The sequence below is a fragment of the Chromobacterium sp. ATCC 53434 genome (assembly GCF_002848345.1).
Taxonomy (GTDB): domain Bacteria; phylum Pseudomonadota; class Gammaproteobacteria; order Burkholderiales; family Chromobacteriaceae; genus Chromobacterium.
Genome location: NZ_CP025429.1, coordinates 2,346,239 through 2,372,510, shown reverse-complemented (window position 1 = coordinate 2,372,510; position 26,272 = coordinate 2,346,239). Strand labels below are relative to the sequence as shown.

Sequence of the window (26,272 nt, the reverse complement as noted above, 5' to 3'; positions counted from 1 at the left end):
CTCCCGGGATTAGAAACGCAGTTGTTCGGCCAGTTCGCGGATCAGCCGGCGTTCGCAGGCTTCCTCTTCCACCTGTTCCTGCAATCGCTTGTGCTGGGCGCGCAGCGCCAGCAGCTGGCGGTATTGCAGGTTGGCGGCGCCAAGGTCCTGCTTCAAGGTCTCGATTTCGGTCTGCAACTCTTCCGGCTGACAGTAGACCACCAGGGTGTCGCCTTCTATCCAGGCCTTGCGCCAGACATTGCCGCGGGGCAGTCGGCGCGATTCGCTGAAGTAGTCCTTCCACTCGCTGGGCGGCGCCAGGCTCAGCTGCAGATACATATTGAACAGCAGGAACTGCTTGTCGGGGTTGTGCGATTTGTCTTCGCAAAAGCCGGTAATGCTGATGTTTTCAAATGTCTGCATCTGACCCTCCCATACTGCCTGTTGCAAAGCTGCCGGGCCGGCGGCGCCGCTGTCGCGGTTGCCGTCTTGCCTGGCGGCGGCCTGCGGAGGCTACGCTTCAGGCGTCGCCATCGTGCACTGCGTCGGCATCGGTGTCGTACTGCACCACGCCGTAAATCTTCCATTCGCCGGCCACCCGTTTCAGGTGGTAGCCGGTGCGATAACACCAGGGCGGCTGGCCGGTGCGCTCCACGGTCCAGGCCACGACGGCGCTGGCGACGTCCCGGCCCATCGGCATCGCGTCTTCCAGCCGGTGGCTGGCGCTGACGAAGCCCTGGCTCCGGTACCACGCCAGCAGCGAGGCGGTGGTGTCGCACAGCGAGTCCATGTCCTGCCAGCAGGCCAGGTCGCCGTGGTGGATGGCGGTGAACGGCACGGTGAAGTGGCCCGTTACGCCTTCCACGTCCAGCCGCGAGTAGCTGTGACGGTATTGTTCAAAAAATGCTTCAAGGTTCATGGCGGCTTTCGTTCTGGTTGCGGTCCGGGCCGGGGCCCGGCCGATAGATGAAACGCCATCCATCTGTAACGATCTGGCCGGACCGACGCGTCGGCGGCGGGCCTGTCGTCCGCATCCCGAAACCGTCTGTCGCCAGGCGGCTTGAGGATGGAGAGGCTTGCGCCTCCCGGTTTGGCGTAGCCTCGCGAGAGACTTCGCCGCTTTGGTGGAACGCCCCTTGCGGGGTGTTCCACCGTACGAAACCTGCTTTACTGGCAGCTCTCGCAATCGGGGTTGTCGATGCTGCAGAACTTGGCGTCGGTAGCCGGGGTGTCGTCCACCACGGCGGCCGGAGCCTGTTGCATCTGGCTGGACACGGCGTTCAGCTCGCCGCCGCGGCCGGTGGACTTCTCGGCGCTGGTGGCGGCCAGGGTGCGCAGGTAGTAGGTGGTCTTCAGACCGCGCAGCCAGGCATGCTTGTACAACTCGTCCAGTTTCTTGCCGGAGGCGCCTGCCATGTACAGGTTCAGCGACTGGGCCTGGTCGATCCACTTCTGGCGGCGGGAAGCCGCTTCCACCAGCCATTTCGGATCCAGCTCGAAGGCGGTGGCGTAGATGGCTTTCAGCTCGGCCGGCACGCGGTCGATCTGGCCCAGGCTGCCGTCGAAGTACTTCAGGTCGGCAACCATCACTTCGTCCCACAGGCCGGCGGCCTTCAGATCACGCACCAGGTATTCGTTGGTGACGGTGAATTCGCCGGACAGGTTGGATTTGACGAACAGGTTCTGGTAGGTCGGCTCGATGCTCGCGGACACGCCGATGATGTTGGCGATGGTCGCGGTCGGGGCGATGGCCAGGCAGTTGCTGTTGCGCATGCCGTGCTGCTTGATACGCTCGCGCAGTTTGTTCCAGTCCATCCGTTCGGTGCGGTCCACTTCCAGGTAGCCGCCGCGTTCGGCCGCCAGCAGGTTCAGGCTGTCGTGCGGCAGGATGCCGCGGTCCCACAGGCTGCCCTTGTACGACGGGTAGCGGCCGCGTTCCTCGGACAGCTCGGTGGAGGCCAGGTAGGCGAAGTAGGCCACCATTTCCATCGATTCGTCGGCGAACTCCACGGCGGCGTTGGAGCCGTACGGGGTGCGCTTGATGTGCAGGCAGTCCTGGAAGCCCATGACGCCCATGCCTACCGGACGGTGCTTCAGGTTGGAGTTGCGCGCCTTCTTCACCGGGTAGAAGTTGATGTCGATGACGTTGTCCAGCATGCGCAGCGCGGTGCGGATGGTGCGTTGCAGTTTTTCCGCGTCCAGCGAGCCGTCTGCCTGCAGGTGGGCGGCCAGGTTGACCGAGCCCAGGTTGCACACGGCGATCTCGTCGTCGTTGGTGTTCAGCGTGATCTCGGTGCACAGGTTGGAGCTGTGAACCACGCCCATGTGCTGCTGCGGGCTGCGGATGTTGCACGGGTCCTTGAAGGTCACCCACGGGTGGCCGGTTTCGAACAGCATGGTCAGCATCTTGCGCCACAGGGAGAGGGCCGGGATGCGCTTGTGCACCTTCAATTCGCCGCGCGCGCCGCGGGCTTCGTAGGCGTTGTAGGCCTTTTCGAAAGCCTGGCCGTACAGGTCATGCAGGTCCGGGGTTTCGGACGGGGAGAACAGGCTCCACTCGCCGCCTTCCATCACGCGCTTCATGAACAGGTCCGGAATCCAGTTGGCGGTGTTCATGTCATGGGTGCGGCGGCGGTCGTCGCCGGTGTTCTTGCGCAGTTCGAGGAATTCCTCGATGTCGGCGTGCCAGGTTTCCAGGTAGGCGCAGACGGCGCCCTTGCGCTTGCCGCCCTGGTTCACCGCCACGGCGGTGTCGTTCACCACTTTCAGGAACGGAACAACGCCCTGCGATTTGCCGTTGGTGCCCTTGATGTGCGAGCCCATCGCGCGCACCGGGGTCCAGTCATTGCCCAGGCCGCCGGCGAACTTGGACAGCAGCGCGTTTTCCTTGATGCCTTCGTAGATGCCGTCCAGGTCATCGGCGATGGTGGTCAGGTAGCAGCTGGACAGCTGGCTGCGGCGGGTGCCGGAGTTGAACAGCGTCGGGGTGGACGACATGAAGTCGAAGCTGGACAGCACCTTGTAGAACTCGATGGCGCGGTCTTCGCGGTGCACTTCGTTCAGCGCCAGGCCCATGGCGACGCGCATGTAGAAAGCCTGCGGCATTTCGATGCGGGTGCCGTCGATGTGCAGGAAGTAGCGGTCGTACAGCGTCTGCAGGCCCAGGTAGCCGAATTGCAGGTCGCGTTCGGCGTCCAGCGCCGCGCCCAGCTTTTTCAGGTCGTATTCGGCCAGCTTTTCGTCCAGCAGCTCGGCGGCGATGCCCTTCTTGATGTAGTCGGCGAAGTAGGGCGCGTACTGTTTGCCCATTTCGTCCTGGTTGACGGCTTCGCCCAGGATTTCCAGGCGGATGTTGCCCATCAGCAGGCGGGCGGTCACGTAATCGTAGGCCGGGTCTTGTTCGATCATCGAACGGGCGGCCAGGATGGCGGACTTGCCCACTTCTTCTTCCGGCACGCCGTCGTAGATGTTCTTCAGCGTCTCGCTCAGGATGGCGTCCACGTCGATGCCGGCCAGGTTCTTGCTGGCGGCCTCGATATTGGCGCGCAGGCGGGCCACGTCCAGCGGCAGCTTGCGGCCGTCCTTGCGCAGCACGTTGATCTGCACGCTGGTCAGCGCTTCGCCGCGGGCGGCGCGCTCTTGCGAGCGTTGTTCGCGGTACAGCACGTAGGCGCGGGCCACGTCGTGCTCGCCGAAACGCATCAGCGACAGTTCAACCTGGTCCTGAATGTCTTCGATATGGATGGCGCCGCCTTCCGGCTTGCGGCGCATCAACGCGTTGACCACCTGTTCGGTCAGCTGGGCCACCTTGTCGCGAATGCTGGCGGAGGTGGCGCCTTGCTGACCCATTACCGCCAGAAACGCCTTGGTCATGGCAATGGAGATTTTGACGGGTTCGAACGGCACCACCGCACCATTGCGACGGATGGTCTTGTACAGGCTGAAATCGGCTTGCGGTGCTGCTTCGCGGCCGAGTTCTGCGGCGGTTTGCCCTTCAAAGGTGGTCAGTTGCATGTATCCCTCGATAAAGAGAAGTTTACGTCCGCTCGCACTGCGTTCTTGGCGGCAGGTCGGCTTGTGGACAATTCTGTTGAAAAGCTGTGTGCGGGCTGTGGGTAAACACAAGATGTACCGTTTGCACCGCTGAATCTGCCCAAATTCTAGTGGTGGGGGGGACGTAGTTCAAGTCTTGACTTTAGGCAGGAATCTGGCAGCGAGGGCGGAAAGCCGCGCCGTTATTGGCTTTGCGGTGACAGAAATTTTTTGGCGGCGGATTTGGACTTGAATGCGGCTGTCAGAAAATTGCAGAAAGTCGCGTGAATCCTAGCAGCAGGTGCCCGTGGTTTGGCTGTCACTAGATGTTGTGTCATCAACTGTTGCGTGGCCGCTACGCTGATGGCGTAAAATTGCGCGGCGGATGGGCATGGGCATGGCCGGCGGTGGCCTCTTCAACGGAAAACTTGCCAAAAATTCCAATGGCATATCCTTTGTGCCGGTTTTGCGCCCCCAGGCACATGGTATATGGTGGCTAAGTGTCCGCCATGCCGCGTGGGAGGTCGTCATGCCAAGCGCGATGTCGACCGCCGCCGCGGCCAGCAGCGCGGCGGGGGCAAAGTCCTGTAGCTTGCAAGCCGGCGGCGCCTGCCGTCCGGCCACTCCATGGAGAACGCCATGCCTTCGCCGCGAACGCAATACATACACGCCCTCAGGTTTTCCAGCCTGACCTCGCTGTACGATCCCTTGATCGCGCTGACCGGGCGCGAACGCCATGTGAAGGAAACCCTGCTGACCATCGCCCGGCTGCAACCGGGCCACAGCGTGCTGGATGTCGGCTGCGGCACCGGCACGCTGGCGGTGATGGCGGCGCGCAAGGTGCCGGCCATCGCGCTGCACGGCCTGGACGGCGACGCCGAGATCCTGCGCCGCGCCGCGCTGAAGGCGGCCGAGGCCGGCGTCGGCCTGCGGCTCAGCCACGCGATGTCGGACCGGATGCCTTACGAGGGCAAGCTGTTCGATCGGGTCTTGTCCAGCCTGTTCTTCCACCATCTGCGGATGGACAGCAAGCGCGCCACGCTGCGCGAGATGCTGCGGGTGCTGAAGCCGGGCGGCGAGCTGGTGATAGGCGATCTGGGTAAGCCGCAGAACGCGCTGATGCGGGTGCTGAGCCTGACGACCCAGTTTCTGGACGGTTTCGAGACCACCCGGGGCAATGTCCAGGGCGCGCTGCCGCGGCTGATGCGGGAGGTGGGCTTCGCCGAGGTGGCGGTGGCGCGGCAGATTCCCACTTTCTACGGCACGGTGGCCATCTACCGCGGCATCCGGCCTTAGCGCGCGCTTGCGGGGGCGGTGGGCGAGGTTGGCATGCCGCCTCGCCATGGCCGCCGCATGGGCGCGGTCCGCGGCCGCCAGGTTTGCTGCTGCGCCATGCGCGGTCGGGCGGCGCTTTTTGGCCGGCATGGCGCGCTCCCGCCGCGCGGGGCGGGTTCAATTGCCGCCGGGGTCGGGGAATTTCAGCATGTCCACCGCGTATTTCTCTCCAAGGTATTTGGCGTAGATTCTTTTCAGCGTGCCATCGGCAACCATGTTTTTGATGATCTTCCTCCACATCGCGATCTCCTCCTTGCTGAAGGCTTTTCTGGAGAAGACCAGGTTGTGGACGATGGGCGGATCGGGAAACCAGTCCGCTATCACCACGCGGTTCCTGATCGTGAACTGGTCGAGATAGAACATGCTGGCCGGGGGCAGGGCCACGATGAGGTCCAGCCGCCTCGTCTGCAGCATCCGGTACAGCTGCTCCTGCTCGGCCACTTCCAGCACGCGATGTTGCGAGCGCAGCGCGTCGATTTCGGCATCGGCGGCCACGCCGTGTTTATAGCTGCGGATCACGCCCACCAGCTTGTTGCTGGCCTTGAACTGCTCCAGGTTCCTGAACGGCTCGTCCTTGTTGAAGATGACGTAGTTTTTCAGCTGCATGCAGGGAATGAACCAGGCGAATTTCTCTCGGGCATCGTTTTGTATCCCGCTGCCGGTCATCATCAGCGTGCCGTCCTCCAGTTTTTTCCAGATTCTGGCCCTGGGCATGTATTCCAGTTGGAATTCCCGTCCGCTCCGTTTGGCCAGCTCATTGGCAATGTCCTTGTCTATGCCGGCCTTGGTGGCGTCGTTGTACAAATAGCCCAACTCGTATAAGGCGAAGCTTATCGGCCTGGTGTCCGCGTAAGCCGGTGATGTCACATTTATGCCAAAAATATATGCAAATATACTTAAAAAGGTGATTGTTCTTCCAAAATTCATCTATTTCTCCTGCGATTCTCGCCACTCTCCATTCCTGCCTTTATTCGGTGCCGACTTTGGTTTTTTGTTGTCGCCGGCCTATTTGATTTTTATGAACGATATTTTGATAAGTGCATGAAGTTTTTGGGATATTTCTGATGAGCGGCGTCGGTTTTTCCAGTGGAAATATCGCCGGCGCGGGCAGCGGCCGGGTGTAGTCGCGTGCGCCGCGACGCCGGTGTTTGCCGCGGCCTTGCGTCGGCTTTTGTCTAGGAGCTGTCCTAAAAGCCGCCGGTGGCGCAGTCGAAGGCTGAGCCTGTGTGTTGATCTTGCCGCTGGAGCCCGCTTGGAGACTCTGCGAGCGGGCGCCAATGATCTGTCTCTGATTCTGCTACGGATCGCCAACGTTTCCCGTGACGCGAGGACTGGCGGCAGACGTCGGTCGAACCCGCCCGGCCATGTCGAAGCAACATCGGTTCCTAGGAGCGGAAATGTCATCAGGCGCGGGTATCCGGCAACAATCGGCGGCGATGCCGCTATTCATCGGCTTCACCGAGGTAGGCAAGCCAGGTTTGTATTTATTGTCTTGCTGGGAGGATTACAAGCGCGGCCTGTGCGCGGAGATCGCCGATCCGCTGGAGCAAGCTTTTTTCGGTTTTCGTTGCCGCTTGCCGGCCGCCGTCCAGCATTATTTCGACAACGGCGGCGAGGCTTGCCTGGTTTATTCGGCGGCCACGTATTCGGAGGTGTTCAGCCACGCGGCTCCCGGCTTGCTGGCGGCGCTGTGCTCGGAAGACATGTTCTACCGGATTACGCGCCAATCCGGCATCGCCGCGCTGGCCATGCCGGACTTGTCGGTGCTTGACGACGGCAGCGTCGACGCCGGCGAAGAGTTCATCGGAGCGTGGCAGCGGATGCTGGCATTCTGCCGCTGTCTGCGCATTCCGTTCAGCGTGCAGGACGTGCCCAGCCATCCGGATGCGGCGCGAACCTGCCTGGCGCTGGCCAAGAAAACCCTGGGCGCCGAATATTGCATCTCGCACTGGCGATGAGGAGGCAGGGGCGCGGATGCTTGGCAGGGCCTTGAGCCGCTCGCGAGATGCCGATCCGCTGACGCCAAGGTCAGGGGGAGGGGCCGGCTTGTCGGTTTGAGGCCGTGTCCGGCCCGGACTCCACGGCGTGTCCATCGCCGGTTTGGGGTGGCCCCCCAGTCCCCCTGGCGGGTTTGATGCCGTAGGCGGCAGCTTATTCCGTCATCAGGCGATAAAACGGTTCCTCCCGCAAGGCCTGGCTCTGGGTCTCGCTGCCATCCCGCTCGCTGCGCAACTCGTTTCGATAGCTGGTATATCGCCAGCCATCGGGACGCACATCCGACTCCGGATGCTGTCCCGGCGCAATGCCGTGTTCGGACAGGTTCGCTTCCAGGTTTTCGATGAATTGTCGCGTCTTGTTCAACGCCAAGGCGCTGTAAAGCGAGTCCGTCTGATCCGGTTTCACATACAGGGTGATTTGCGCGCCCACTCCCACGCGGGATTGATGGTCTACGCGTTCCATATCGGTGATTTTCCACTTGTCGATGGGGCTGTCATCGGAAAACAGCAGGCTCGACAGCGCCTGAAACGCTTGCGGCACTTGTTCGCTTTGGATGCTGATGTGGAACTTGTCGCCAGCGAACTCTCCCAGGCTTTGCGGGTTTTCGCGGCGGGCATGCATGAAAACATCGCCACCATGGTTTTCCATGCGGAAACCGTTGCTGACGGCGCAGAAGCCGCTTTGCCGCATGCCGGCATAGTCCGGCGCATGCAAGGCCTGTTGAAAGCGCGGAAACGGCAATTCCCGCATCTGCCCGCGTAGTTTGTCGAAATCAGCGCGCAGCTGTTCGCGCGCCGAAGGAGCGTTTTTCTCCATCGGAGCGCTGAAGTCCAGAGGCGTCAGGTTCAGTTTGAATTTGGGTCGGATAGGCATGATGGGCGCTCAAAATAAAACCCGATATTCCATGGCCGCATTGGCTTTCTCTTGCAAAAAATGTTCACCCTATCATGCTTGCCGCATCCGCCATGTCCACCCGACGCGCCGCCTCCTGGTCCGTGGACGCCAAGGCCGGATGGCTTGCTGCGCCGCCGACCGTTTTTTGAAAGTGGATCCCAAATCGCTCTGGTATAAAAATTTTATCGGGGCTAGGGCAAAAACCATTATTAATGATGTGGTTTTCTTTGTGCCGGGTGTTTGATGTCGGCGCATATTCCCATTCGCACTGTAAGGTTTCTTGTTTCCAATGATTTATTTTTGGAGTGCTAAAGCATGTATGGCGTTACAGCATCGGGCGGTTTGAGTTCGGTTTTGAATGGTTCGTTTGAGAGCGCTTCGGTGGCGGGAAGCAAGAAACTGGAAGTGGCGGATTTGAAGAGGACCATGAGGCCGGATGATTTGAAGGCCAGAGGGGCGGCGATATCCGAGTTGTCGAAGATGGCGCCGAGCAATGGGATGAACTTGTGGAAGGTCAATGTCGATGGGGCAGAGCTCCATCTGCTGGGGGCGATGCACAGGGAAGGCATCATCCAGGACAAGCATCATGGCGTTGAACTGCTCAATCTTGTTCGAGACAAGAAATTTGACGTGGTCTACCTGGAAGTGCCAGGAAACTCGACAGGGAAAAGCCTGGATGAGCTGGCCGGGCAGGTTCAGGACGTGCTTGACGGCCGCGCGCGGGTGGCGGCGGCGCGGGAGGGCGGAAAACCGGCCGATATCCGCCGCGCGGAGATGAGGTTGAAGCAGTACGAGTCGGTTTGCGAGATCAACAAGGCGCCCTACGACGATTTGTTCCTCAGCGCGGCAGGCAAGGTCGAATATCTTGAAACCGCTGATTCGCGGGTCCAGCTCGCCAATCATTACAAGGACGATGGCGATCAGGTCAGGACTTATCGTCAGGCAGGGGAGGCGGCGGATATGGACCATGGCGACGATGCGTTCATGACCGGCAATGAAAATGCCAGTTTTGTTGAATATGGCCAAAAGCTCGCGGAAGAGGGCAACGATTACGCCTGTTGCGAGGCCCGAAGCAATCAGTGGTTGAGCGACAGGTTTTTCGACAACAAGGGCGATTATGAGAACAAGAATGTCCTGTGGGTGGTCGGGGCCAATCACATCCCCGGCTTGCTGGTGACGCTGCAGGCGATTGGCGGCGAGGGCGCAAGTTTTGAACCGGTGCTGCCTCGCACGCAGTGAGTCAAGCATTCCGCTTGGCTGCCGGGCGGCGGATATCAAATGAAAAGACCCGGACAAACTGTCCAGGCCTTACGCGCCCTCTACGTCTGATGTTGCTGGACGATCATAGAGGACGGCCATGTCATTGAAAAAGAATTTTAAGACTAGTCTTATTTCGGGCGGGCCATATGCAAAATAAAATTTGTGGAACGCTACTTAAGAGGAGTTGATGCTGATGGAAGACCACGCGGCTATCGACGGATTAACGAAAATCCTTATATCTACTTCTGAAAAAGGAAAGGATATCAGCCCTTTTCTACTTCGCCGCGTAGACAATATCTTGAAGGCGGCACAAGCCAAGCAAACGGATAGGCGTAAGCTCCATGTCTTAATTATTGCCCGAGTTAAGTGTAGAAAAATAATAGCAGAAACCAGAGCGGGATGGCCGAGCAAATTAGCCAAGCAAGATGTATGTCTGCTGATCAAAGCATTTAGAGATAACTTGACAAGTAAATGTGCCAAAAGCTTAACTTATTAATCCGGCAGTAATAATCCGTACAGATTGTATACTTCCGGCATGGAAAAAATCGATGTGCGCAAGCTTGAACTGGCCGCCCGTGAGCAGCTGAGGCGTACCGCTATCCGGATGTACAAGCGAGGCCGGTCTCAAGCCAGTATTGCCGAAGAACTCGGGCTGCGCCGCCCCACCATTTCCGCCTGGGTGGTGCGTGAGGCAGCACTAGGTGCGCAGGGATTCAAAGAACAGAAGCGCGGTCGCGCCGAAGGCACCGGCCGTCGGCTGACCGAGGCGCAGGAAGCCCGGATCAAGCAGGACATCGTGGATCGCACGCCAGACCAGATGAAGCTGAGGTTTGCCCTGTGGAGTGCTCAGGCGGTCAAGGCTGTAATCAAGCAGATGTTTCTGATCGATCTGCCGATCCGTACTGTCCGTCTGTACTTGGCCCGCTGGGGCTTTACGCCGCAGCGCCCGCTCAAACGCGCTTATGAGCAGCGACCGGCAGCAGTCGAGAAATGGCTCAAGGAGGAATACCCGGCTATCGTCGCGCGTGCCAAAGCGGAAATGGCTGAAATCAGCTGGGGCGACGAATCGGCGGTGTCGAGTGTTGAGCACTTTCCGCGTGGCTACGCCCCAAAAGGCCAAACCCCAGTTCTGGTGTTATCCCAATCGAAAAGAGCGCGCATCAACTTGATTTCGGCCATTACCAACCAAGGCAAGATGCGCTTCATGCTGTACCGGGAGACCTTGACGGCCCGGGTGCTGATCAAGTTTCTGATGCGGCTGATCCGTGATGCTGGCGGCAAGAAGGTGTTCTTGATCCTCGACAACTTGCGCGTGCATCACAGCAAGCTGGTGCAAGCATGGTTGGAGGAGGAAGAGAACAAGAAGGCGATTGAGTTGTTCTTCCTGCCCAGCTACTCACCGGAACTGAACCCGGATGAATACTTGAACGGCGACCTGAAGGCCAGAATGAGCGCAGGTGAGCCGGTTCGATCAGACGGTCAACTTCAAGGGAAAGTGCTGTCCCATTTACGCTCATTGCAGAAGCAGCCGGCCAGAATCCGGTCGTACTTCCGGCATGAAAAAATCCGCTACGCGGCATGAGCTTTCTGTACGGTATTTGACTGCCGGATTAATAGCTTGTAACGGGTGTTCGCCAAGACATTGCGATTGGCAGTAAAGAACCTGATCTGCTCATCGAAGGCGGCAAGGCCCACCGCCGCCGCGGCAACTGCGGCGCCAGCGGCAACCCCAATAGAGCTAGCCCCTGTAGTCGCTGTTCCACTACTTTCATAGCTTCGCATCACTGCGCCGAGCGTGCTGATCAGCGTGGCACCGCAGCTGACCTTGTGGCCGTCCAACGCGACGCTTTTGCCTCCCACTGTCCAGGTGGGATCGCCTTCAACAATCACACAATTGGTATGGCCCTGCTGTGGGCAAGAGACGGAGTCGCCCACCAATGCGACAGCCTTGCCGAACATGGTGGTGGTACTGGAGGCGCTGACCACCTTGCCGTCGTGGCTGGTGGGGTCGCCCAATCTGATGACGGGTTTCATGGCCGCGGAAACTATCACGATACCTTGACCTTTTCGACTGACCAAACGTGCAAACCCTTCTTTAAAGCCCTTTAACGGCGTTTCCTCGGCCACCCGGCCACAATCCTTTCGTGGTTCCCAATCAATCAAACGGAAGGATATTTCCATGGACAAGCTCAAGCTGCAGTACCCGTTCACCAGTGCCGCAGGCCAGCGTATTGAGGCGCTGGACATCAAGCGCCTGAAGCGCGCGGACTTGAAGGCCGCCAGCCGCCACAGCCAAGACGACGCCGACCAGGAAGACTACCTGTTCGCCCGCATGACGGGCCTGACGCTGGAAGACATCGACCAGCTGGACATCGCCGACAGCAAGGCATTGTCCGATTGTTTTCGCCAAATGGTGGGCATCGGAGAGCAGCCTGCTGCCGCTGGATGAAGTGCTGTTGATCGCGCTGGGGATGCCGCCGTCCGAGATCGACGGGCTGGAGATGGAAGATTACTGGTTCTGGCTGGGAGCTGCGGAGAGGGAGATTAAGCGCCGGCAAACTCACTAAGGCCACAAAGCAAAGGCCGCCGGATTATCGGCGGCCTGTGGCGAAGAGCCGGACTTACAGCGGGATGGAGTGGTCGGAGCGGATCACCCGGACCAGCGCGCCCAGCACCAGCGCCACCATCGGCAATCCCCAGGCGACCAGCGGCGCGATGAATAGCACGGCCAGAAGCAACAGCAAGACAAAGCCGACCACGCTACCCGCAGCAAGCGACCATGCCCACCATATGGCGACTCCGCAGGCGACGGCGGCACCGACGATCTGGACGGCTTCAGCGATGGTTTCGCTGATGTCATGGGTTTCGATTTTCATAAGCGCAGTATAGCGAGGACGCTTTCAGATGGCGAACAACATGCTGGTCAGTGTGGCAATCGGTGCCGTTTTGCAGGGTTCCTACCTTGCCGCATTCGCTGGCGCCAAACGCACCATGGATGTACTCGGCGCCACCAGCAAGCAATTGACGGCCCAGCAGGACGCCCTGGGGCAGTCTATGCGGCGCGCCATGGGCACTTTGAGCGGCGGCAGCCTAGCCGCGCTGAACCGCGACTACGAACGGCTGGGGCGCGCAGTGGACGCGCTCAGGCTGAAGCAGGAAAAGCTGGCCGCCAGCATGGCGCGCGGCTTGGAGTTGAAGCAGGCACGCCAGGACAGCTGGTCGGGGATGAAGGAAAGCGCAGCGACAGCGGTAGCCGTTGGCGCGCCGGTCTTCAGCTCCATAAAGCAGGGAGCACGATTCGAGTCGGGCCTGCGCGATATCGCCATCACCGGCAATCTGACCAAGCTGCAGGAGCAGCAGGTCGGAGGGCTGATCCGCCAGGCGGCCCTCACCACCAACCAGGGGCATGCCGCAATCATGGAAGGCGTCAACACGTTGGTTGCGGCCGGCATGGATGCCAAGGAGGCCGGGGAACGGGCCAAGCTGCTTGGCCAGGTGTCGACGGCGACCAATGCCGACATGCGGGACGTGGCCAGCATGGTCTACAGCTTCACCGAGACGCTGGGTATCAAAACCGAAAAGGGCTTGAAGGAGGCGTTCAACCGGGCGGCCTATGGCGGCAAGTTGGGGAGGTTCGAACTGAAGGACATGGCGAAGGCGTTGCCGGAAATGACGGCCGCCTTTGCGGCCAAAGGCATCAAGGGCCAGGAAGCAGTCACCCAGATCGTGGCCAGTCTGGAAGTCGGCCGCGAAGGCGCCGGGTCCGGCGACGAGGCCGTGACCAATCTGCGTAACTGGCTGTCGCACATGAATGCCAAGCCGACCATAGAGGCGTACAAGAAGGCCGGCATCGACTACCAGGGCAGCATGCAAAGCCTGGTCGGCAGTGGCTTCTCCAGCTACGAAGCTTCGTTGGAGATCGCCAGCACCTTCATCCAGGGGCGGGGCGCGGCCTTCATGAAGCAATGGAAGGCGGCCGGAGCTATTAATCCGGCAGTCAAATACCGTACAGAAAGCTCATGCCGCGTAGCGGATTTTTTCATGCCGGAAGTACGACCGGATTCTGGCCGGCTGCTTCTGCAATGAGCGTAAATGGGACAGCACTTTCCCTTGAAGTTGACCGTCTGATCGAACCGGCTCACCTGCGCTCATTCTGGCCTTCAGGTCGCCGTTCAAGTATTCATCCGGGTTCAGTTCCGGTGAGTAGCTGGGCAGGAAGAACAACTCAATCGCCTTCTTGTTCTCTTCCTCCTCCAACCATGCTTGCACCAGCTTGCTGTGATGCACGCGCAAGTTGTCGAGGATCAAGAACACCTTCTTGCCGCCAGCATCACGGATCAGCCGCATCAGAAACTTGATCAGCACCCGGGCCGTCAAGGTCTCCCGGTACAGCATGAAGCGCATCTTGCCTTGGTTGGTAATGGCCGAAATCAAGTTGATGCGCGCTCTTTTCGATTGGGATAACACCAGAACTGGGGTTTGGCCTTTTGGGGCGTAGCCACGCGGAAAGTGCTCAACACTCGACACCGCCGATTCGTCGCCCCAGCTGATTTCAGCCATTTCCGCTTTGGCACGCGCGACGATAGCCGGGTATTCCTCCTTGAGCCATTTCTCGACTGCTGCCGGTCGCTGCTCATAAGCGCGTTTGAGCGGGCGCTGCGGCGTAAAGCCCCAGCGGGCCAAGTACAGACGGACAGTACGGATCGGCAGATCGATCAGAAACATCTGCTTGATTACAGCCTTGACCGCCTGAGCACTCCACAGGGCAAACCTCAGCTTCATCTGGTCTGGCGTGCGATCCACGATGTCCTGCTTGATCCGGGCTTCCTGCGCCTCGGTCAGCCGACGGCCGGTGCCTTCGGCGCGACCGCGCTTCTGTTCTTTGAATCCCTGCGCACCTAGTGCTGCCTCACGCACCACCCAGGCGGAAATGGTGGGGCGGCGCAGCCCGAGTTCTTCGGCAATACTGGCTTGAGACCGGCCTCGCTTGTACATCCGGATAGCGGTACGCCTCAGCTGCTCACGGGCGGCCAGTTCAAGCTTGCGCACATCGATTTTTTCCATGCCGGAAGTATACAATCTGTACGGATTATTACTGCCGGATTAATAGCGATCCCAACAAAGACGCTTGCGGCAAGCACTACAGCGACTGCCAGTGCCGAGGGAACCAGACCAACTTCCCTGGACTGCTGGGGCTGCGTCGTTACGGCTGAGCGATCTCACCCCTACAATCAACCCGCTCCGGCGGGTTTTCTCGTTTCTGGATGTCCCATGATCAACGAAATGCTTCACCTGGCGGAGCTGGCACACCCGCAGGAGGCGTGCGGCGTGCTGCTGAACTCCGGGCGCGTCTACCAGTGCCGGAACATCGCCGGCGACCCCCGCGCGCAGTTTGAGCTCGACCCGGTTGACTATGCCGCCGCTGAGCAACTGGGCCGAGTTGTCGGCATCTGGCACAGTCACCCCGACGACACCGCCGAGCCATCGATGGTGGATCGTGTGATGTGCGAGCGGACCGGGCTGCCCTGGCACATCGTCAGTTGGCCGAACGGTGAGCACACGCTGACCGAGCCCATCGGCTGGCAGGCGCCCTACGAGGGGCGGCCATTCTGCTGGGGCATGTTCGACTGCTTCACGCTGGCGCAGGACTGGCATCGTCGGGAGACCGGGATTGTATTGCCGCGGGCGCAGGTGGCAGAGGAATTCTGGAAGCGGGGAGATAGCCCATTCCCGGCGTGGCTGGCTAGCGCGTCGGTGGATGTCGTTGAAGGCGAGCCCGCGCGTGGCGACCTGATCTTCATGATGTGCGAGGCCAGCGTGGTCAACCACGTTGCCATCTACCTCGGCGATAGCCGCATCCTTCATCAGCTCTACCATCAGCCCAGCCAGGTCGGCATTTATGGCGGCTGGTGGCGGCGCTGTACCGTCACGATTGTGAGGTCTCGAAATGGGTGAGAAACGGAACGTCCGCCTGGGCGGAGAGTTGGGCGAGAAGTTCGTGAAGGAGTTCGCCGCCTACGTGGACAGCGTGGCGGAAGCCATCCGCATGCTGGAAGCCAACTGGCCAGGGTTTGCCCAGCACCTGCGTGAGAGCGATCCGGAGAAGGTCGGATATCGCGTGACGGTGGCTGATAGGGATGTCGCGGAGGATGAGATCGTGCTGGTGAGTCAGGGCGACATCCTGATTATGCCGGTGATCGTTGGGGCGAGTGCTGGCGTTCGCTTTCTGGCCGGTGCGGCCATCTTGGCTTTCTCGTGGTGGAACCCGCTGTACTGGAGTGCCGCGGCAGTGACCGCAGGCTATGGCGTCGGCGCAAGCATGATGATTGGCGGAGCGATTCAACTGCTGACCCCCATCCCCAAGCAGCCCGACTGGCAGGCCAAGGACGGCAAGCCGAACTACTGGTTCAACGGCGCGCAGCAGACCAGCGCCCAGGGCCTGCCCATCCCGATAGGCGTCGGCACCATGCTGATTGCCGGCACTGTGATTTCCGCCGGCGTCAGCGTCGAGGACATCGGCACCGGGGCGCTGCCCACCAACTCCCCTGTACTCGTATAGCCCGCCGAGCGCGGGCATCTTTTCTGGAGCATGAATGTCCGACGATGCAATCTTTGGCGCCAAGGGCGGCGGCGGTGGCAGCCAGCATACCCCGGTAGAGTCGCCCGACACCGCGCAGTCGATCAGCTACGGCCGCATGATGGTGCTGCTGGGCCATGGCGAGACCGGCGGGCCGGCCGACCCGGCCAATCCGCTGAAAAGCATCTATCTGGACGATACGCCGATTCAGAATTCTGACGGTTCGTTCAACTTCCAGAACATGCAGGTTTCGTATCGCACTGGCACCCAAACGCAGCCCGCGATTCAGGGTTTTCCGGCTGTCGAGACGGAGATCGGCGTGGGCTTGGAGGTGAAGGCGACGAATCCGATCACGCAAACTGTGGCGGATGTGAACGCCACCGCCATCCGGGTGACGGTATCTCTGCCCGCCGGCCTGCGCTCCACCGATCCGAAAACCGGCGACACCGGTGGTTCGTCGGTGCAGTACGCCATCGATTTGGCGCCGACGAATGGCAAATTTTCCCAAGCTGCCATGGTCACCATTTCCGACAAAACCACGGCCAACTACCAGCGCAGCACGCGGCTGCAGTTGCCTGGCACTGGCCCGTGGCTCGTCCGGGTTCGCAGAATCACGCCGGACAGCACGACGCAGTATCTGGCAAACCAGACCGTTTTCACATCGTTCACCAGCATCATCGACGCGCAGCTGCGCTATCCAAACCTGTCTGTGGTCGCGCTGAAGTTCGACGCGCGCCAGTTCAGTCGGATGCCGGAGGTGTCGGTGCTGTGGCAGCAGCTGAAGTGCCAGGTGCCCAGCAATTACGATCCGGTGGCGCGCACGTATACCGGCCCATGGGATGGCAACTTCAAGCCGGCGCCGACCAGTAACCCCGTCTGGTTCCTGTGGACCTACTGCACGGATAACCGTTTCGGCATCAACATTCCGGCGGCCAACATGGACCGCTGGGGGATGTACGCTATCGCCCAGTGGTGTGATCAGCCTGTTCCGGACGGTTACGGCGGCTTCGAGCCGCGATTCCAGTTCCACAATTTCCAGCAAGACACGCAGGATGCCTGGAAAGTCGTTTCCGACATCGTGAGCAGTTTCTGCGGCCAGGCCTACTGGTCTGCCGGCGGCATTCGGATCGTCGCGGACATGCCCGGCAAACAGCCGGTCAAGCACTTCAACGCCACCAATGTCATTGATGGAAAATTCACCTATTCGTCCACTCCGAAAAATGGGCGCTTCACTGCTGCGGCCGTGGCCTGGACGGATCCGAGCGACCGCTACCGGCGCGCGGTGGAGTACACCGAGCATGGGCAAGGGCTGCTGACCTACGGGCTGCAGCAGACGTCGGCGGTGGCGATGGGCGCCGTCACGCGCGGGCAGGCGCGCCGCTGTGGCCGGTACATCCTGGAGACTGCGCAGCGCAGTACCGAGATGGTGGATTTCAAGGCGGCGGCGTACAGCGCGGATTTGCAACCGGGTGACCTGTTTGCGACGTCCGACTTCCACGTGGCCGGCGCGCGGATGGGTGGTCGGGTAGTTTCGGTGGCCGGCACCGTGGTTCGGCTCGATGCTCCAGTTACGCTGCAGGCAGGTGTCACCTACACGTTGGAGGTGACGGGGCCGGATGGCGTACCGGTGCGTCGTGGGGTTGTCGCTCCGCCGGGAACGACTGACACGCTGACCATCGTGTCGCAGTATCCGGCCCAGCCGGTCGCCGGTGCCACCTGGGTGTTGATCGCGACCAATCTTCAGCCTGACCTGTGGACCTGCGTGTCTATCAAGGCTGCCGATAACGGCGAGTTCGAGATCTCGGGCCTGCAGTACGATCCGAATAAATGGGCTGCCATCGAAACCGGCCTCCGCTTCGACCCGGCCCCGACCAGCAATCTTCCAGATCCTGGCGCGATGCCGCCGGTCCTGGCGGTTCAGCTCCAGGAGCAGCCCTATTTGGCGCCAGATGGCAGCCGCAGGGTGAAGCTGTTGGTGGACTGGCCGGCGGTCGTGCATCCGTACCTTCGTGGTTATCGGGTGACCTATAGGCAGGACGGGGGGAACTGGATTGTTCTGCCGGACCAGGTGAGCAATCACGCCGAAATCATGGATGTGGTGCCCGGCAGTTACGATGTCCGGGTGTCGACTGTATCGGTGACCGGCGTCGTCAGCATTCCCGTTACCGGAAATCAGCAGACTCAAGGGCAGGTGACGCCGCCGCCGGCGCCGACGTTGTCGGCCGTGGGTGGCGCGATGAAGGTCGATCTGACGTGGGCGTATCCTGCCGGCCGGCCGGACATCAAGCGGGCCGAGCTGTTTTATAGCACCACTGCAGCGGACCCCAATCCCGGCAAGCTGGCGGACCTCGGCTATCCCACGACGGCCTTTACCTTTCAGGGCGCGCAGCTGGGTGTGACTTACTTCTTCTGGCTTCGAATATACGATACCTGGGGGAATGTTTCGGCGTTTGCCACGGCTCAAGCTCAAACGATGAAGGATCCCACGCTGCTGCTCCAGCAGCTGCAGGGCGGCGTCGACTACAGCCTGCTTGCGCCGGATCTGGCCGGCAGCATCACCAGCAATGACAATGTGGCGAGCGCACTGCTGCAAGCGTTGCTGCAAGTGGACACGTCATGGTCGCAGGCGCGCGGCGCGCGAGTGATCAGCGGCCAGGCAACAGCGGCAATCGTGAATGAGCAGAAAGTCCGCGCCGACCAGAATGCCGCGATGGCGTCGAACATTTTGGCTCTGCAGGCGGCCGTCGCCGGCAACGCCGCGGCGATCACCAGCGAATGGATGGCACGTGTCACTGCTGACAGCGCCGCGGCGAGCCAGCTGTCTCAGTTGCAGACGACCCTCAACGGTAACAGCGCGACCATCGCCCAACAGACCCAGAGCCTTAACGGGCTGCTCGGGCAGTGGGCGGTGAAGATCCAGTTGGACGCGAACGGCCAGAATCCCCGTGTTGCCGGCATCCAGTTGAACAATGGGCAGGGCGGGTCTTCGTTTGCGGTCCTGGCGGACAAGTTCCAGGTCGCGTTTCCGGACGGCTCTAATCCGCGCCCGGCTTTCACGGTCGGTCGTATCAACGGGCAGGCGGCTGTCGGCGTCGACGGCGCCATGATCGTTGATGGCTCGATTTCCGGTCGAAATGCAATCGTGTCCGGTTCTATCGATGCAGGCCAGATCAATACGCGAGGGTTGACCATCTGCGATGCTGCCGGCGGCGTCGTGGTCGACATGACCGGGATGGGGGCCGCGTATATCAAAGGGCAGTTGACGGTCGGGCAAATCGACACTCGGGGCATGACGATCAGGGATGCAGTGGGGAATATCATCGTCAGCATGAACGGAATCGACGGCTCTTTCATCCGCAATCTGATGGTGGACACGTTGCAGATCAAGGGGGAGGCGGTCAGCAAGAATGACACGCGCTCGATTACCGTCACCGGTCGCGTCCCTCCGTTCGACTATTCATTCCAGTTCAGCTGCAGCGACAGCGGCACGCTGCTGGCGTTCGCCGACTCGCCGTATGCCGATCCGATCGCAACCCTCTACGGGCGGGGGCGCTCCACGCCGATCAACGGCAGTGCAGTGTTGGTCCTCAACGTCAATGCCGGCGAGGTCGTGACGATCGGCGTATCGTCGCCGGCGATCAGCAGCGGACTGAACGGCATGATCCGCTATGGTTGCGTTCTTTTCAGGAGATGAGCATGGCTATCAACATCGTCGAGTACGACGACACCGGCCGGATTCTGCAAACCGGGACGTCCCGGCCGGAAAACATCAAACTGGATCGCGCCGCCGGCAAGCGCATCCTCGCCGTCGTGGCCGACCCGGTGACGCAGTACGTGCGCGACGGCGCCATTGCGCCGCGCCCGCCCGCCACCGCGCAGTTGGACGGCCTGGTGCTGCGGCAGCTGCCGGCGCCGTGCTGGCTATACATCGACGGCGCGGAGTACCGGTGCGCGGACGCGGTGTGCGAGTTGTCGTTCGCGCATCCGGGCCGCCATGTCGTCGTCGTCGAGGCCTTCCCGGCGCAAACCGCTGTATTCGAGGTGACGACATGATGAAAATCCACCATGTCGGCGACCACGTCGTGGCGCGGCGTCAGCGGTACCCGGACACAGGCGAGCAGCTCGACGTGTTGTGGCGGGTGATTGCCAGCCTGCCGCCCGACACGTTGCCGCCGGAGGCGGCGGCGATGCTGGACCAGATTCGCGCCGTCAAAAACACCTATCCCAAGCCCCGCGACAGCGGGGCTTCTTCTTTGGAGGCGTGATGTCAGCAGCAAGCCCTTCTACGGCAGACCTCGCGGCGTCGGTCGCCCAGTTGCTCCAGAAATACAATGTCACGATGGACCAGTTCAATGCGTGGCTGACCGGCTCCGGAATGGTGACGTTGACGGATGCGACCGGCAGCACGCGCACAGTGCCGGCTGCAGGTAACGTGCTGCGCTCCGACGGATCCAATAGCAGCGGAACCTGGCCAATTTCTGTGACGGGTAACGCCGGCACGGTCAGCAATGTGACGGGGGCGCAGGTTGCAGCCGGTCTTGGCTATCCGCCGGTACGACAAGATGGCATTCCTGATACCAAGGACACCGCGTCCTACGTGCAGCTGGGGACGTTCAATTGCGGACAGAACGGGGCCAAGCTGGCACTCAATGTTTTGTTCGGCAATGGCTACAACGCCCTCAATAATCAGTTGGGCATAGCGACATTGTTGTTCTGCACCAGCAACGGTGGAGCACAGCAACCAGGCTCCAGCGGTCCATTTTTCGGTGCTGCATCCGCCATGGTGTTCGGCAACACGGGCTGCACCTTTCTGGTCTCCCAAAACAGCCCGACGTCCTACACGGTGTTCGTCCAGTTGCAGGCATGGTCCGGCGCCGGCAGCTGCAGCGCATTTGGTGATACGTCGAATGGCGGCTGGGTGGCCAACGTGGTGAATACCGGCAGCCGGCTGCCGGCCGGCAATCTCCTGACCGTGCAGCCGCAGAGCGTTCTAACCGTCAGTGGATTCAACACTACGCCGACGCCGGCCCCGGCGTACACCAGAGCAACCGCGCCGGCCGCTTCAGCGTTTGCAGGCGCATCGGTCTACATCACGGATGCTGTCGGCGGTGCCGCGCTGGCGTGGTCAAACGGAAACGCCTGGATCAGCGTCAGATCCGGAAATCCTGTCTGAGGTCTACATGAATCAATACCCCTATGAAATCCTGATTCGGTTGTCTGCCGCCGGCATCGCCGGCGCGTCCGTGCGATTCGCCGCGGACCAGCCCAACCCGCTGAGCCAGCAACTGCAGACCTATATCAGCGATCCGCAGTCCTTGAGTGTCGCGGATGGCCAGGCCGGTCTGAAGCTTGCCGATGTGCTGGGCCAAGCGGCGGCGGTGGCGCTTACGCAAAACCAGGCCTTGCAGTTACAGCTGGCCGATGCGCAGAACAAACTGGCTGCATTGCAGGGAGGGGCGAAATGATTTGGATTGCACTGCTCGTTTTGCTCCAAGCGGCGGACATCGCCAGCACCTTCTATGCGCTGACCTACCTGGGTGGCAGGGAGCTGAACCCGTTCGTCAGGCGCCTGATCGAGCGCGCTGGCATCCTGCCTGCGTTGGTGGCGGTCAAGGCGCTTTTGTTCCTAGCCTGCTGTCTGCTCAAGCCGCCGCCTTTGGCCTATCAGCTGCTGTGCGTGTTCTACGCGTTCATCCTGCTCAGCAACCTGCGGGCAATCAATAAGGGCCGGGACAACCGGCCTTAATCATTCCTGGAGACACCATGCTGAAAAATCTGCACGACTATCGCATCTACCTGCTGATCATTCCGGCCGCGCTGGCGCTGTTCTGGATCGACTCCGTTGTTGCTCAAACCTGGCTGCAGCTCGGTCTGGCGCTCCCGGTGCTCCTGGGTGTGGCATTGCTGATGCGCAAAGCGCTGTTCCATGTCGACGTGTCCGCCGCTGCAGACATCGCCATGCATGCGCCAACGGGCGCCGCCCTCGTGGTGCTGGCCGACCGGCTGTTCATGGCTGCTGTGGTGATTGGCGGTGTGTTATGGCTGCGGGGCTGAGCGCCGGCGCGTTGGCGTTGCTGCCTGCGTTATCGGCGGCCATCGGCCAGTACTGGCCCGATATGCCGTCGCGGTCGGTGCTGGCGGCTCAGGTTGAGCAAGAAAGCGGCTGGCGCGTCAACGCAAAGCTGCAGACTTCGCGCGAGCTGGGTGCCGGCCTGGGGCAGTTCACCAAGGCGTACAAGGCAGATGGTTCGGTGCGTTTCGATGCGATTCGAGAGATGGTGGTTGCACATCCCGAACTGCGGGGCTGGAGTTGGGGCAATGCTTACGACCCACGCTACCAGCTGACGGCTGTTGTGCTGAAGAACCGTGGCAATTACCAGCTGATCCGCTGGGCGGCTGCTGATGCAGACCGGCTGGCCATGATGGACGCGGCCTACAACTCTGGTCTCGGGGGGGTGATCCAGCGCCGGCGGAAGTGCGCCAACACGTCAGGCTGTCAGCCTGGCGTCTGGTTCGGCAATCTTGAACACAGCAGCGCGCAGTCGAAAGCGCGGCATGCCGGCTATGGGCAGTCGTTTGCGGACATCACCAATACGCACGTCAGGAACGTGATGGTCGTGCGGAGGGGCAAGTATCGCGCTTACTTTGGGGAGTAGGGGATGGGTGATGAAGTCGTGCTGCCGCGGGAAGAGTTCCGGGCACTGTTGGAGGCGGCGGCCAAGGCCGGCGCGCGCCAGGCGCTGGACGAGGCTGGAGTGGCTGATGCGGTGAAGCTGGCCAAGAGAGTAGATGGCGTAGCGGATGCTGTGCTGAAGGCGTTGGCCGGCGGCATTGTGATTGGCCTGCTGGGCGCGATCTGGGCCGGCATCGTAGTGCTGGCTAAGGCAAAAGGAGGGTGAACATGCAGCTGTGGAGGGAGATCGTGCTGGCCGCCGCCGTGGCGGCCTTGGCTTTTCTGGGCTGGGAGATGCGGGCCGTTATCGCCCAGCGCGACGCCGCAGTGGTGCGTGCCAGCCTGGCCCAGCAGCAGGTAGCGGCCACCCAGGCCGCCCGGGCGCGCGAGCACCAGGCGGCAGCAGATGACGCGGCCACATCGGCCGCATATGAGAAGGATCTGGAAGATGGGAAATTGGAACTTCAGGCTGCTTTGGCTCGCCATGCTGCTGCTCTCCGGCTGCGCGAGCAGCAACCCGCCGCTGGGCGCGGCGATCTGCCCGCAGCTGCCACCGGCGCCGGCCGACGTGATGCGTCCGCGCCAGCCGACTTTCTTGCAGCGCATGGAGAGGATGCTCTCCGACTCGCCGGCGAGGCAGACGACGTTGTCCGGCAGCTCAGAGCCTGCCAGGCGGTAATTAAAAATAGCAGAATAGAGTAGATTTACTGATTGATCTTAGGGAGGGGGCGTCTAGTTTATATAATGCTCATCATTTTTGGCTTGAGGAGGTTGAGATGGAAGAGGTAACGGTGTTTCAATTTGAGAAATACGACATCGTATCAGACCAAGCCATTAGATCTAAATATCATGCAACGAAAGAAGCTATTGAATCATTTTGCGCAAACCCTGTTGGAGAAGGAGTGAGCGTGGATTCTGAACGGCTCGATGGCCATAAACGGATTCTTTCCACGGAAATCGTGCAGTAGCTTCGTTTTATGTGCATAAATTTCGCCCCGCCCGCGGCGCAGCAGATCCGCTAGCACTTTGGCTATGAGGTCGAAGACGGTCTCTGGAAGCCTGATTGCTGGCAGAACTACGCTGCGCCGATCATCACCCGCGACGGGTTGCAGGTGGCGACTTATGGCTTCGTGCCAAAGCGCCATCTGCCGCCCGGTGTGCGCTTCATAACCATGAACGCGCGCGGCGATTTTAGGGAGTATTGTCGATAGATTCTGGTACCGTAGTGCTGCCGAGGTCTTGAATCGTATCATAAGGCAGGAATGCCTACAGGAGCCGGGGTAGTCCAGCTGCCTCAAACCATCGTTTGTGAAACAGGGAGTATTAGGCAATGAACCAACGTGACCCGGATGAGAACGGGTGGCTTAGTTCTTCTCAAGCCTGGATCGACAGAATGCCAGATGCGGGCGATTTCGCTCGCGAATTCATCCTCGACAAGCCGATGCTGGAGCGATCCGAATTGTCAGCCGCTGCAAAAATGTTGGATATAGGCTGCGGCGAAGGGAGGTTTTGCCGTATGGCAAAGAAGATAGGCATCGATGCTGTCGGAGTTGATCCAATCGAACCATTTATTGAAAGAGCTCGAAACCACGATCCAGCTGGTAAATATCTCAATGCTTTTGCTGAAAATTTGCCTTTCAATAATGGAGAGTTCGACCTTGCAGTCTTCTATCTAAGCCTTATCGACATTGACGACATGCACGCAGCGGTTCGAGAAGCCACTCGCATTCTCAAACCCGGCGGAAGAATTCTGATCGCAAACCTCACTAGTTTCTTCACTTCCAATGGCACAATTGGGTGGATAAAAGGCGAAGACGGTCGCGCTTACCGTCCTCTTGGAAACTATTTTAGTGAACAGGCAGAGTGGTTGGAATGGGATGGTTTGAGAGTGCGAAACTGGCATCGCCCCCTGAGCACTTACATGTCTGTATTGATTGGTGAAGGCCTGAAACTGACATTCTTCGACGAACCTAGACCATCCGGTGGGCCACAAGACAGAGTACAAAGGTATCTCGCGATGCCATTTTCCATGATCATGGAATGGAAAAAATGCTAATTGGCTATAGGCGCATTGCCAATGCTGATGGGTCTCAGTCCTTCGGCCTGCAACACAACGCCCTGAGCACTGCCGGGGCTGACCAGCAGAACATCTATGAGGATCGCCCTCTGGCAACTCAGCGAACGGCTGCCAATGCTTGGATATACCGAATCCGCGATAGGCTCTGCGTATCGCCGGATAATGTCCTATCTCCCCATCGCGCTGAGCAATAAATTTCGCGGAGCCGATCGGGAATACATAAGCCTCAAGCACATCATCCCTCCCAATGCGCATCTTGGCGAAATATTCCGGCAAGAGCACGCCATACCCGTCCCATCACTGAGGCCTACGATACCAGACGATATTTGGCACCGCATGTGATCATGAGGAGTTTTCCTAATATCCGGACGCAAGGCTGGTCTTGGGCAACGCAAAAAAGCAGCATTGCCTGGCCTGCCATGCAAAAAGGGAAAGCAATGAACAACAGTGTTCTGGGGTTTAACGGAGAGAGTCTCGACCCCGTCAGCTGCGCGACGTATCTGGGCCATGGCTACCGGGCACAGACCCGCCTTGATGCGTTTTCACTGTCCGGATAGCCTGAGTCCGTTCGGCGCCGGCGGCGTCAATTCTTACGCCTATTGCGCCGGAGATCCGGTCAACTTTATGCAAGGCTTGGCGGTCTCAAACAACTCCACGAGCGGCTTCCGTTGCACGGAGAGAAATTGCATTTCTATTTGCTCGGCAGATTGTTCAGACCTTCCCTAATGGGTATGGTGGGAGAAATTCTGCCGCTCATTTTTATTATATTTTCATTGCTCTCATTGAGGGTCAACGATCCGGGCTGCACGTGCCTACCTCAACAAACACATCGTCAGGATGATCAGCATCGCCCCCATGTTTATTGATGAGACCCTGTTTATATTGCTCAGAATCTTCCAGCTGTAGCTGTCGCCAGAATCCTTGCTCGACATAAGCTCCGTGATGGGAAACCTCAAATCGGCGAGAATCCTTGTCAAAATCGACCATCGCAATAATTGGCCGACACATTAGTTCGCTGAACTTAACGATTGAAGTGTCTTCAATGCAACTAGCCACTAGCAATTTGCTGTCCCAAAATGCCCAATTTGGCTTAGTCAGGTCGAGATTTTGCAACATTCTGTGCTTGTGTTCTTTCAAGTTTTCTTCGGTTAGCTTGCGCAGCATATATTGCTTGCCTGGTGCAAAAGCTCTAGGCCACCACGCCTTAGTTTGGCCATCGTAGTGAAGCCCTGCACTTTTCTCCACCGTGCAGATATACGCAGATGGGTCCGCAAAAACTCCCTGCGCTGATGTGGCTCCTATCAACATCATCATCCAACGCTTCACGCCTTTTTCCCTTAATTCCGTTTTGGGGCAGGCAACGCCAACAGGGCAGTCCCATTCTATTTTGGCTCGGAGAGGTCGAGGATCGAAAGGTTATTGATCGCCGCGTTTAAGACGAGCCTGG

At 60.0% G+C, this 26,272-nt stretch carries 31 protein-coding genes; 22 read left to right on the top strand and 9 right to left on the bottom strand.

Annotated features, from left to right (window positions below):
* Positions 1–9: 9 nt before the first annotated feature.
* The 3 genes from CXB49_RS10855 to CXB49_RS10845 all read right to left on the bottom strand — a co-directional run bounded on the left by CXB49_RS10855 (position 10) and on the right by CXB49_RS10845 (position 3,993).
* A complete protein-coding gene (locus CXB49_RS10855) occupies positions 10–402 on the bottom strand; it encodes a hypothetical protein (protein ID WP_101708406.1) in 393 nt (130 codons plus the stop codon).
* A 97-nt stretch (positions 403–499) separates the two neighbouring features.
* Positions 500–898: a hypothetical protein gene (locus CXB49_RS10850; protein WP_101708405.1), complete on the bottom strand. Its 399-nt coding sequence runs from the start codon at positions 896–898 to the stop codon at positions 500–502.
* A 248-nt stretch (positions 899–1,146) separates the two neighbouring features.
* Positions 1,147–3,993 carry a ribonucleoside-diphosphate reductase subunit alpha gene (locus CXB49_RS10845; protein ID WP_101708404.1) on the bottom strand — a complete coding sequence of 949 codons (2,847 nt, stop codon included), beginning with the start codon at positions 3,991–3,993 and terminating at the stop codon, positions 1,147–1,149.
* Between the two features lie 657 nt (positions 3,994–4,650).
* On the opposite strand from CXB49_RS10845, the gene CXB49_RS10840 reads away from it, so the two are divergent.
* Positions 4,651–5,307, top strand: a complete 657-nt coding sequence (locus CXB49_RS10840) for a class I SAM-dependent methyltransferase (protein ID WP_158300767.1) — start codon at positions 4,651–4,653, stop codon at positions 5,305–5,307.
* Positions 5,308–5,463: 156 nt separating this feature from the next.
* Here CXB49_RS10840 and CXB49_RS10835 read toward each other — a convergent pair whose 3' ends face one another.
* Positions 5,464–6,150, bottom strand: a complete 687-nt coding sequence (locus CXB49_RS10835) for an ABC transporter substrate-binding protein (protein ID WP_158300766.1) — start codon at positions 6,148–6,150, stop codon at positions 5,464–5,466.
* A 515-nt stretch (positions 6,151–6,665) separates the two neighbouring features.
* Here CXB49_RS10835 and CXB49_RS10830 point away from each other — a divergent pair.
* Positions 6,666–7,304 (top strand): hypothetical protein, encoded by a 639-nt coding sequence (locus CXB49_RS10830; RefSeq protein ID WP_158300765.1) that lies wholly within the window; start codon positions 6,666–6,668, stop codon positions 7,302–7,304.
* Between the two features lie 193 nt (positions 7,305–7,497).
* Here CXB49_RS10830 and CXB49_RS10825 read toward each other — a convergent pair whose 3' ends face one another.
* Positions 7,498–8,217 (bottom strand): type III secretion system effector phosphothreonine lyase, encoded by a 720-nt coding sequence (locus CXB49_RS10825; RefSeq protein ID WP_101708400.1) that lies wholly within the window; start codon positions 8,215–8,217, stop codon positions 7,498–7,500.
* 1 nt (position 8,218) lies between these two features.
* On the opposite strand from CXB49_RS10825, the gene CXB49_RS23505 reads away from it, so the two are divergent.
* The 4 genes from CXB49_RS23505 (at position 8,219) to CXB49_RS10815 (ending at position 11,080) form a co-directional block, all read left to right on the top strand.
* Complete coding sequence (locus tag CXB49_RS23505) at positions 8,219–8,482, top strand: hypothetical protein (RefSeq protein ID WP_158300764.1); 264 nt, start codon at positions 8,219–8,221, stop codon at positions 8,480–8,482.
* 71 nt (positions 8,483–8,553) lie between these two features.
* On the top strand, positions 8,554–9,477 hold the full coding sequence (locus CXB49_RS10820; RefSeq protein WP_158300763.1) for a hypothetical protein: 924 nt from the start codon (positions 8,554–8,556) through the stop codon (positions 9,475–9,477).
* A 214-nt stretch (positions 9,478–9,691) separates the two neighbouring features.
* The gene (locus CXB49_RS23500) at positions 9,692–9,994 is read left to right on the top strand and encodes a hypothetical protein (RefSeq protein ID WP_158300762.1); all 303 of its coding nucleotides are present in this window, start codon (positions 9,692–9,694) and stop codon (positions 9,992–9,994) included.
* Between the two features lie 39 nt (positions 9,995–10,033).
* Complete coding sequence (locus CXB49_RS10815) at positions 10,034–11,080, top strand: IS630 family transposase (protein ID WP_101706528.1); 1,047 nt, start codon at positions 10,034–10,036, stop codon at positions 11,078–11,080.
* Here the strand turns inward: CXB49_RS10815 and CXB49_RS10810 are convergent.
* The gene (locus tag CXB49_RS10810; protein ID WP_233493048.1) at positions 11,068–11,679 is read right to left on the bottom strand and encodes a PAAR domain-containing protein; all 612 of its coding nucleotides are present in this window, start codon (positions 11,677–11,679) and stop codon (positions 11,068–11,070) included. The two genes, CXB49_RS10815 and CXB49_RS10810, sit on opposite strands and share 13 nt — an antisense overlap.
* On the opposite strand from CXB49_RS10810, the gene CXB49_RS10805 reads away from it, so the two are divergent.
* Positions 11,678–11,947, top strand: coding sequence for a phage tail assembly protein (locus tag CXB49_RS10805; protein ID WP_101708397.1), 270 nt, complete (start codon positions 11,678–11,680; stop codon positions 11,945–11,947). The genes CXB49_RS10810 and CXB49_RS10805 overlap by 2 nt on opposite strands.
* Before the next feature lie 172 nt (positions 11,948–12,119).
* Here CXB49_RS10805 and CXB49_RS10800 read toward each other — a convergent pair whose 3' ends face one another.
* Positions 12,120–12,374, bottom strand: coding sequence for a hypothetical protein (locus CXB49_RS10800; protein ID WP_101708396.1), 255 nt, complete (start codon positions 12,372–12,374; stop codon positions 12,120–12,122).
* Positions 12,375–12,402: 28 nt separating this feature from the next.
* Between CXB49_RS10800 and CXB49_RS10795 the strand changes: the two genes are divergently transcribed.
* Positions 12,403–13,584: a phage tail tape measure protein gene (locus tag CXB49_RS10795; protein WP_101708395.1), complete on the top strand. Its 1,182-nt coding sequence runs from the start codon at positions 12,403–12,405 to the stop codon at positions 13,582–13,584.
* Here CXB49_RS10795 and CXB49_RS10790 read toward each other — a convergent pair.
* Positions 13,516–14,562: an IS630 family transposase gene (locus tag CXB49_RS10790; RefSeq protein ID WP_101706528.1), complete on the bottom strand. Its 1,047-nt coding sequence runs from the start codon at positions 14,560–14,562 to the stop codon at positions 13,516–13,518. The genes CXB49_RS10795 and CXB49_RS10790 overlap by 69 nt on opposite strands.
* 207 nt (positions 14,563–14,769) lie before the next feature.
* Between CXB49_RS10790 and CXB49_RS10785 the strand changes: the two genes are divergently transcribed.
* The 14 genes from CXB49_RS10785 to CXB49_RS10720 all read left to right on the top strand — a co-directional run bounded on the left by CXB49_RS10785 (position 14,770) and on the right by CXB49_RS10720 (position 24,804).
* Positions 14,770–15,453, top strand: coding sequence for a C40 family peptidase (locus tag CXB49_RS10785; protein WP_101708394.1), 684 nt, complete (start codon positions 14,770–14,772; stop codon positions 15,451–15,453).
* Positions 15,446–16,057 (top strand): tail assembly protein, encoded by a 612-nt coding sequence (locus CXB49_RS10780; protein ID WP_101708393.1) that lies wholly within the window; start codon positions 15,446–15,448, stop codon positions 16,055–16,057. Before CXB49_RS10785 ends, CXB49_RS10780 begins: the two co-directional genes overlap by 8 nt.
* Before the next feature lie 34 nt (positions 16,058–16,091).
* Positions 16,092–19,769 (top strand): host specificity protein J, encoded by a 3,678-nt coding sequence (locus CXB49_RS10775; protein WP_101708392.1) that lies wholly within the window; start codon positions 16,092–16,094, stop codon positions 19,767–19,769.
* Positions 19,770–19,771: 2 nt separating this feature from the next.
* A complete protein-coding gene (locus CXB49_RS10770) occupies positions 19,772–20,128 on the top strand; it encodes a hypothetical protein (RefSeq protein WP_101708391.1) in 357 nt (118 codons plus the stop codon).
* Entirely contained in the window at positions 20,125–20,340 is a 216-nt protein-coding gene (locus CXB49_RS10765; protein WP_101708390.1) for a hypothetical protein, read from the top strand. The genes CXB49_RS10770 and CXB49_RS10765 overlap by 4 nt, the downstream gene beginning before the upstream one ends.
* A complete protein-coding gene (locus CXB49_RS10760) occupies positions 20,340–21,248 on the top strand; it encodes a hypothetical protein (protein ID WP_101708389.1) in 909 nt (302 codons plus the stop codon). The genes CXB49_RS10765 and CXB49_RS10760 overlap by 1 nt, the downstream gene beginning before the upstream one ends.
* 7 nt (positions 21,249–21,255) lie before the next feature.
* Complete coding sequence (locus CXB49_RS10755) at positions 21,256–21,540, top strand: hypothetical protein (RefSeq protein WP_101708388.1); 285 nt, start codon at positions 21,256–21,258, stop codon at positions 21,538–21,540.
* Positions 21,537–21,821 carry a DUF5658 family protein gene (locus tag CXB49_RS10750; protein ID WP_101708387.1) on the top strand — a complete coding sequence of 95 codons (285 nt, stop codon included), beginning with the start codon at positions 21,537–21,539 and terminating at the stop codon, positions 21,819–21,821. Before CXB49_RS10755 ends, CXB49_RS10750 begins: the two co-directional genes overlap by 4 nt.
* Before the next feature lie 17 nt (positions 21,822–21,838).
* Complete coding sequence (locus tag CXB49_RS10745; protein WP_101708386.1) at positions 21,839–22,129, top strand: hypothetical protein; 291 nt, start codon at positions 21,839–21,841, stop codon at positions 22,127–22,129.
* Positions 22,114–22,731 carry a lytic murein transglycosylase gene (locus CXB49_RS10740; RefSeq protein WP_101708385.1) on the top strand — a complete coding sequence of 206 codons (618 nt, stop codon included), beginning with the start codon at positions 22,114–22,116 and terminating at the stop codon, positions 22,729–22,731. The genes CXB49_RS10745 and CXB49_RS10740 overlap by 16 nt, the downstream gene beginning before the upstream one ends.
* 3 nt (positions 22,732–22,734) lie before the next feature.
* Complete coding sequence (locus CXB49_RS10735; protein WP_043573654.1) at positions 22,735–22,974, top strand: hypothetical protein; 240 nt, start codon at positions 22,735–22,737, stop codon at positions 22,972–22,974.
* Positions 22,975–22,976: 2 nt separating this feature from the next.
* A complete protein-coding gene (locus CXB49_RS10730; protein ID WP_101708384.1) occupies positions 22,977–23,450 on the top strand; it encodes a hypothetical protein in 474 nt (157 codons plus the stop codon).
* Between the two features lie 74 nt (positions 23,451–23,524).
* Positions 23,525–23,716: a hypothetical protein gene (locus CXB49_RS23495; protein ID WP_158300761.1), complete on the top strand. Its 192-nt coding sequence runs from the start codon at positions 23,525–23,527 to the stop codon at positions 23,714–23,716.
* Between the two features lie 362 nt (positions 23,717–24,078).
* A complete protein-coding gene (locus CXB49_RS10720) occupies positions 24,079–24,804 on the top strand; it encodes a class I SAM-dependent methyltransferase (protein WP_199406827.1) in 726 nt (241 codons plus the stop codon).
* An 810-nt stretch (positions 24,805–25,614) separates the two neighbouring features.
* Here CXB49_RS10720 and CXB49_RS23490 read toward each other — a convergent pair.
* The gene (locus tag CXB49_RS23490; protein ID WP_158300760.1) at positions 25,615–26,151 is read right to left on the bottom strand and encodes a hypothetical protein; all 537 of its coding nucleotides are present in this window, start codon (positions 26,149–26,151) and stop codon (positions 25,615–25,617) included.
* Positions 26,152–26,272: the final 121 nt, after the last annotated feature.